The sequence below is a fragment of the Butyrivibrio sp. genome (assembly GCF_017940685.1).
Taxonomy (GTDB): domain Bacteria; phylum Bacillota; class Clostridia; order Lachnospirales; family Lachnospiraceae; genus Butyrivibrio.
The window spans coordinates 1-6,752 of sequence record NZ_JAGAYD010000056.1 but is presented as its reverse complement, the minus strand read 5'-3'; the positions used below and the strand labels follow the sequence as shown (position 1 = coordinate 6,752).

The following is a 6,752-nucleotide window of genomic DNA, read 5'->3' as shown; positions in this document are numbered from 1 at the left end:
TTGGCTACTATGACCAGGAGCACCATGTTCTCCATGATGAGAAGACTCTTTTTGAAGAGATATCCGACGCCTATCCAACTCTTAATAATACTGAGATAAGGAATACTCTTGCAGCATTTCTTTTCACTGGAGATGACGTATTTAAGAGGATCGGAGATCTTTCCGGAGGTGAGAAGGGGAGAGTATCCCTTGCAAAGCTCATGCTTTCTGATGCTAATTTCCTTATCCTTGATGAGCCTACAAACCATCTTGATATAACCAGTAAGGAAATACTTGAGTCGGCGATTTCTGGCTATGAGGGAACTGTCCTTTATGTGAGCCATGACAGATACTTTATAAACAAGACTGCAAGCAGGATCCTTGATCTTACAAGGGGACAGATGGTGGAGTACATCGGTAACTACGAATACTATCTTGAACATGTAGAGGACAGGACAAAGCGCCTGTTTGGGGAAGGAGCTGACAGCGGCGCAGATAAAGCTCTACTTGGAAGTGGCAGCTATAAGTATGAAGAGACAAAGGCCCAAAGTGATGAAGCTGTGCAGCCAGTGAAGACAGCTGGCGGGGCAGGGGACTGGAAGGCCCAGAAGGAAGCCCAGGCTCAGAAAAGAAAGCTTGAAGCTGCCCTTAAAAAGTGCGAGGAGACAATTTCAAAGCTTGAAAAGAGGGACCAGGAGATAACAGATGCTCTCTCTGACCCTGCCATTGGAACGGACCTTGCTAAGCTTCGCGCCCTGACGGATGAACAGACAGATATTCAGGATGAACTATCAAGTCTATACGATGAGTGGGAGCAGCTTTCAGAAAATTCGGATTGACCGAAATAGTTAGCGAATATATAATAAATGAGATTCTATAAGCATTTATAAGGAGACATACGGCCTTGAATCGTTTATATATACCATTATTATGGGAACTTTTATTCATTATAACGACTATCCACTGGCCTAAATATACCCTGTATCTTTTCTTTGTTTTTTATCTGGGAATCTTGTACTACTTTTATTATTTCTACAAGCAGTTCTCATTTCGAAAGCTTAAAAAGAACTTTGGGCGCATAGTGACCTTTTGGATTCCGGTGGCGCTTACCTTTGCCGGACTGTACATAGCAAATTATATAAAAGTACAGGTCATACCATATAAGTTCATTGGGGTTAGGGACGGAACAGTACAGATCATCTATCATAATGAATTATTTCCAACTATTATCTATGCCCTGATGATGATCGTTATAAAGCCCGTTGCAGAAGAGCTCTTTTACAGAAAGGCTCTCATTAAGTTTGGAAGCAAAAAGAAAGTTATTGCATTTACTTTGCTGAGCCTTCTTCTGTGCGCTCTTTCAAGAGCCCATGGACTTCTTGGAATAGCAGAGTGGATGCTCATGGCTCTTCCAGTTACTATAGCATATGTGGCAACAAGGAACATTTATATCTCACTTACTGCCCACGTGCTCTTTGAGTTTTACGATAATATATATTCTGTGGTTTATGCCATAGCAAGGATATTTAACAGATAAAAGGGCGTAACAGCTTTGCCGGTGACTATATGTGCCGGCATAATTTTTTTAGGAGGAAGCGTGTATGGGAGCTTTTATGAAAAAGCAAAAGGTTTTTACCCAGGGGGAGAACCCTCTGAAAAAGGGCAAGAAGGCAATTATCATCGCTTTTGTTGTTATCTTTGCCCTAGTGTTTGTCAATAACTGCTACTATCAGGTCAAGGAGCAGGAACAGGCAATTCTTACAATGTTTGGCAAGGTCCTAAGAGTTGATACAGCAGGTCTGTATTTCAAGGTTCCATTTGTTCAGAGTGTTCATAAGGTTGATATGACAACCCATGGCATTGGAATCGGTTATACCATCGAAAATGGACAGAATATAACCGTTGAAGATGAAGGCATCATGATAACCTCAGACTTTAACTTTGTAGATATCGACTTCTATCTGGAGTACAAGGTAAGTGATCCTGTTGCTGCATATTACAACTCTGAAAACCCAGATCTTATCATGAAGAACATGGCTCTTGCCAGCATCAGAAATACAGTAGTCAACTACCCTGTAGATGATGTCATAACTACAGCTAAGGGGCAGATCCAGTCTGAGGTAAAAGAAAAGCTCCAGAAGGAACTTACAGACAAAGAGATCGGACTTACAGTAGTCAACCTCTCTGTACAGGACGCAGAGCCTCCTACAGCGGAGATCGTACAGGCATTTAAGTCTGTTGAGACTGCCAAGCAGGGAAAAGAAACTGCAGTTAACAACGCCAAAAAGTACCAGAGCGAAGAGCTTCCAAAAGCTGAGGCAGGCGCAGATAAGATTGTCCAGGATGCAGAGGCTCATAAGGAAGCAAGGATAGCTGAAGCCCAGGGACAGGTAGCCAGATTTAATGAGATGTACGAACAGTACAAGCTCCAACCTTATATCACCAAAAAGAGATTGTTCTATGAGACCATGGAAGATATACTTCCAGAGCTTAAGGTGATAGTAACTGATGGAAATACCCAGCAGCTTTTGCCGCTGGAAGGCTTTAATAACTAAGGGAGGAGCATATGGAACAGCAGAAAAAAGGAAGTTTCCTAAAAGTATTAATAATTGCCCTGGTAGTTATAGCTATTATGGTTTTAAGCTCAGGGTTTTATGTGGTTCATCAGAATGAATACGTAACAGTGAGAAGATTTGGCAAGATCATTGCCATAGAAAAGGAGCCAGGACTCCACTTTAAAGTGCCTGTTGTAGATGATACACAGTCAATAAGTGCCAAGGTTGTGCTTTATGACATCCCTGCTTCAGACGTAATAACCAAGGACAAGAAGTCCATGATCACGGATACTTATGTTTTGTGGAAAGTATCAGATCCACGTAAGTATGTTCAGACACTTAATGCCATCGAGGCAAGAGCTGAAGAGAGAATAGAGGCATCTGTTTACAATGCCACCAAGAATGCTATTTCATCAATGACTCAGGACGAGGTTATTGAGGCAAGAGGAGAGCAGCTTACTACCCATATTACTGAAGAGGCAGAGGCTGACATGACAGGCTATGGCATCACAATTGTTCAGGCGCAGATAAAGGCCCTTGACCTTCCAGATGACAATAAACAGGCTGTCTATGACAGAATGATCTCTGAGAGAAACAATATTGCGGCCTCCTATACAGCTGAAGGTGAGGCAGAGGCTCAGAAGATCCACAACCAGACGGACAAGCAGGTCGCTATTGTAACAGCACAGGCACAGAAAGACGCTGCAGTATTAGAAGCAGAAGGAGAGGCATCCTACATGGAGACTCTTTCGCAGGCCTATGACACCGAGGACAAGGCAGACTTTTACAGTTATTTAAGAGGCCTTGATGCTCTAAAAGCATCAATGGTGGGCGATAAGACTATTGTACTTGATAAGAACTCAGAGCTAGCCAAGATACTAATGGGCAGCTTTGACTAATACATTGAAATTATTGAACCCCGTCCGATTAATCCCGGACGGCTTTTTTATGAGATCAAAAAACTGTTGATTTTTGTAAAGAGATGTTGTATTTTTCTTATGTAAGATTTTTATTGTGTATTAGTTCTTTAAACAAAGCATTATTTGCAGTCGTTTACTAATTCCCACAGATTATTTGATAATATGATATTTATTTTGGTGCCTTAATGGGCACAGATAAGGAGCAATACTTGAGAGAAAGGTACGAGACACTTAAACTTAATGATCTTCGTGAAATTGCGAAGAAAAGAGGTATCAAGGGAGCAACAGGCATGAAGAAGTCTGAGATCATTGATCTTATGTGCGAACTTGATGAAAAGGAAGCAGCAGCTAAATCTGCTTCTGAACCTTCAAAAGATGGTGGCAAAGAGGAAGGAAAAGCTTCTGTTCAAAAGCCTAAGAAAAAGATTGTTGTAGCATCAGGAAATGCCACTGTGAAGGCAGCTGCTGATACTGTTTCTAAAGAAAAGAAAGAGCCAGCAAAAAGACAAACTGAGGATAGCCCAAAAGAAACATCCCAGGCTAAAGAGGAGGCTCAGGAAGCAGAGGCCATCGATGGAGATCAGGCATCAGGCATTTTAGAGGTGATGCAGGATGGCTACGGATTTATCAGATGCGAAAACTACCTTCCAGGTGAGAACGACGTGTACGTTGCTCCATCACTCATAAGGAAATTCAATCTTAAGACTGGCGATATCTTAAATGGTCTTTGCAGAGCCAAGAAGGAAACAGACAAATTTGCAGCGCTCCTTCGCCTTGACACTGTAAATGGCTATAAACCTGAAGTTGCTATGGGAAGATGGGATTTTGAGAAGATGACACCAATTTTCCCTAACAATAAGATAAGACTTGAGCAGCCAGGCAGCAGTGTTGCCATGAGGATCATGGATCTTATAAGCCCCATCGGTAAGGGACAAAGAGGTATGATCGTATCTCCTCCTAAGGCTGGTAAGACAACACTTCTTAAGGAAGTAGCAAAGTCAATACTTAAGGGTAACAGCGATATTCATCTGATCATTCTTCTTATCGATGAAAGACCTGAGGAAGTAACAGATATCAAGGAAGAAGTTGAAGGACCTAATGCAGAGGTTATCTACTCAACCTTCGATGAGCTTCCTGAACATCACAAGAGAGTTGCTGAGATGGTTATTGAGAGAGCAAAGCGCCTTGTCGAACATGGCAAGGATGTTGTTATCCTCCTTGACTCCATCACAAGACTTACAAGAGCGTATAACATTGTAGTTCCACCATCAGGAAGAACACTTTCAGGAGGTCTTGATCCTGCAGCTCTTCACATGCCAAAGAGATTCTTTGGTGCTGCCAGAAACATGAGAGAGGGCGGAAGTCTTACAATTCTTGCAACTGCTCTTATTGAGACTGGTTCCAAGATGGATGATGTTATTTACGAGGAATTTAAGGGAACTGGTAACATGGAGATGGTTCTTGACAGAAAGCTTCAGGAAAAGAGAATCTTCCCTGCCATCAATATTCCAAAGTCAAGCACCAGAAGAGAAGATCTCCTTCTTACTCCAGAGGAGCTTGCTGCTATCAATAGCTTAAGGAAGGGCTTTAACAGCATGAAGGCAGACGATGCAGTTGATCAGTGCATCAATCTGTTCTCTAAGACCAGAAATAATGTTGAATTTGTTCGAATGGTTGAAAAACAAATAAGATTTTAAATATCTCTAAGGTCCAGCAGGTTTGCGATTTCTTTAGCCTGCTGGGCCATTTTTTCTTCTTTTTTACTCTGACGTATAGAGCTTCTTTCAATATGCTCTAAATTGCCGGGATCTAAAGGGTTACCTGAGATGGTGATAGTCTTTGGGCTTTCAGGTATCTCTTCTTTAGCGATGTCCTCTTCAACTTCCTTAACCTGCTGCTTTTGTGAAATTGCTGGATTTAAGCTATTTTCAGCCTCGGACTCAGCTTCCTCATATTGCTGCTTTTTCTTGGAATCAAGAAGACCAATAAGATCCACGTTGAGATTAGAGATGCTGCAGCCCACAGCTCTTTTGCCATCGATATCAAAAAATCTGACAACAACGCAGGAAACTTCATAGCTATGAAGAGTTGGACCATATGTGAAACGAACCCTGAGATTATCACCAGCCTTTAACTTGGTGTAATTATCTAAAATGATAGCCATGCCCCTCATGGAAATGTCGTAGACGATGCAGTTTTTTAGATTCTGATTATCGCCATTAACTGACAATATGCCAAGTTTTTCAATATTAAAGCGCTGTGCACGCCTTGAATTTTCAGGCTGGAGCATGGAAGAGCTTCTGACAAGATGAAAATAACCATATCTTGTTTTGACGGGAGTGATGGTGGTAGACATGAATCTGTAGACTCTGCCATCTCTTTTGTTTTTGATCTCAACGTTAGATGGCTCAAGAAATTGCATGTATTTGCCAAAATATTCCATTGGTTTTACCAGGAGTCCTGCGGATACGCCAAAGACTGCCTCTGTCATAATGACAATATGGTGGCCACCGATACTTGCATGAATTTTAACTGCAGAACCATTAGATACTTCGCTGACTTTCATCAGATACTACCCCCAGAGCCTTATACTTATAAGCTATATTTTATGATATACTACACGTGAAAAAAAATCTATAACATGGAGTGGCCTATGATAAAAGAAAACATAAGTATAGTACAGGAAAAGATTCAAAGGGCTTGTGAGAGAGCAAATAGAGACAGAAAAGATGTAACGCTTATTGCAGTTAGCAAGACTAAGCCTGTATCGGACATAAGACAGGCAATGGAGGCGGGATTATCTGTCTTTGGTGAAAACAAAGTACAGGAGATCAGGGATAAAACTGAACAGATCAAGGAAAATGTGGATTTTCACATGATCGGTCACCTTCAGGCAAATAAGGTAAAATACCTTCCCGGGAAGGTCGTAATGATCCACTCAGTTGACAATGTTAAGCTTGCTGGTGAGATTGAAAAACAGTTTGCCAAGGCTGATATGAATATCGATGTGCTCATTGAGGTCAACATGGCAGGAGAGGATACCAAGTTTGGCCTTGCACCTTCCGAAGTTCCTTCATTTGTAAAAGAAATAAGCACCCTTCCTCATCTTAACATTAGAGGACTTATGACTATCGCACCTTACACTGATGATCCTGAAAGCAACAGGGTATATTTTGCAGGACTTCGAAGGCTTAAGGACGATATAAACAAGATGAATATCCCCGGAGTTAATATGGATACACTTTCCATGGGAATGACTGGGGACTATGAGGTTGCAATTGAAGAGGGAGCAACATTT

7 protein-coding genes are annotated in these 6,752 nt (G+C 41.6%); 6 read left to right on the top strand and 1 reads right to left on the bottom strand.

The window, feature by feature from the left end:
• The 5 genes from J6I68_RS04170 to rho form a co-directional block, all read left to right on the top strand.
• Nucleotides 1-818: ATP-binding cassette domain-containing protein (locus tag J6I68_RS04170; RefSeq protein ID WP_292217724.1), on the top strand; the 818-nt coding region annotated here is incomplete at its 5' end.
• A gap of 173 nt (nt 819-991) precedes the next feature.
• On the top strand, nt 992-1,516 hold the full coding sequence (locus J6I68_RS04165; RefSeq protein ID WP_292217723.1) for a CPBP family glutamic-type intramembrane protease: 525 nt from the start codon (nt 992-994) through the stop codon (nt 1,514-1,516).
• A gap of 64 nt (nt 1,517-1,580) precedes the next feature.
• Nucleotides 1,581-2,534, top strand: a complete 954-nt coding sequence (gene hflK, locus J6I68_RS04160; RefSeq protein WP_292217722.1) for an FtsH protease activity modulator HflK — start codon at nt 1,581-1,583, stop codon at nt 2,532-2,534.
• 11 nt (nt 2,535-2,545) lie between these two features.
• Entirely contained in the window at nt 2,546-3,433 is an 888-nt protein-coding gene (hflC, locus tag J6I68_RS04155; protein WP_292217721.1) for a protease modulator HflC, read from the top strand.
• Nucleotides 3,434-3,663: 230 nt separating this feature from the next.
• A complete protein-coding gene (gene rho, locus J6I68_RS04150; protein ID WP_292217719.1) occupies nt 3,664-5,151 on the top strand; it encodes a transcription termination factor Rho in 1,488 nt (495 codons plus the stop codon).
• Here rho and J6I68_RS04145 read toward each other — a convergent pair.
• Entirely contained in the window at nt 5,148-6,020 is an 873-nt protein-coding gene (locus tag J6I68_RS04145) for a PilZ domain-containing protein (protein WP_292217717.1), read from the bottom strand. The genes rho and J6I68_RS04145 overlap by 4 nt on opposite strands.
• Nucleotides 6,021-6,107: 87 nt before the next feature.
• Between J6I68_RS04145 and J6I68_RS04140 the strand changes: the two genes are divergently transcribed.
• On the top strand, nt 6,108-6,752 hold a 645-nt coding region (locus tag J6I68_RS04140; protein ID WP_292217713.1), incomplete at its 3' end, for a YggS family pyridoxal phosphate-dependent enzyme.

Excerpts from the sequence above, each read along its gene's own strand:
- hflK (WP_292217722.1), top strand. The coding sequence starts at position 1,581 with ATGGGAGCTTTTATGAAAAAGCAAAAGGTTTTTACCCAGGGGGAGAAC.
- hflC (WP_292217721.1), top strand. The coding sequence starts at position 2,546 with ATGGAACAGCAGAAAAAAGGAAGTTTCCTAAAAGTATTAATAATTGCC.
- J6I68_RS04145 (WP_292217717.1), bottom strand. The coding sequence starts at position 6,020 with ATGAAAGTCAGCGAAGTATCTAATGGTTCTGCAGTTAAAATTCATGCA.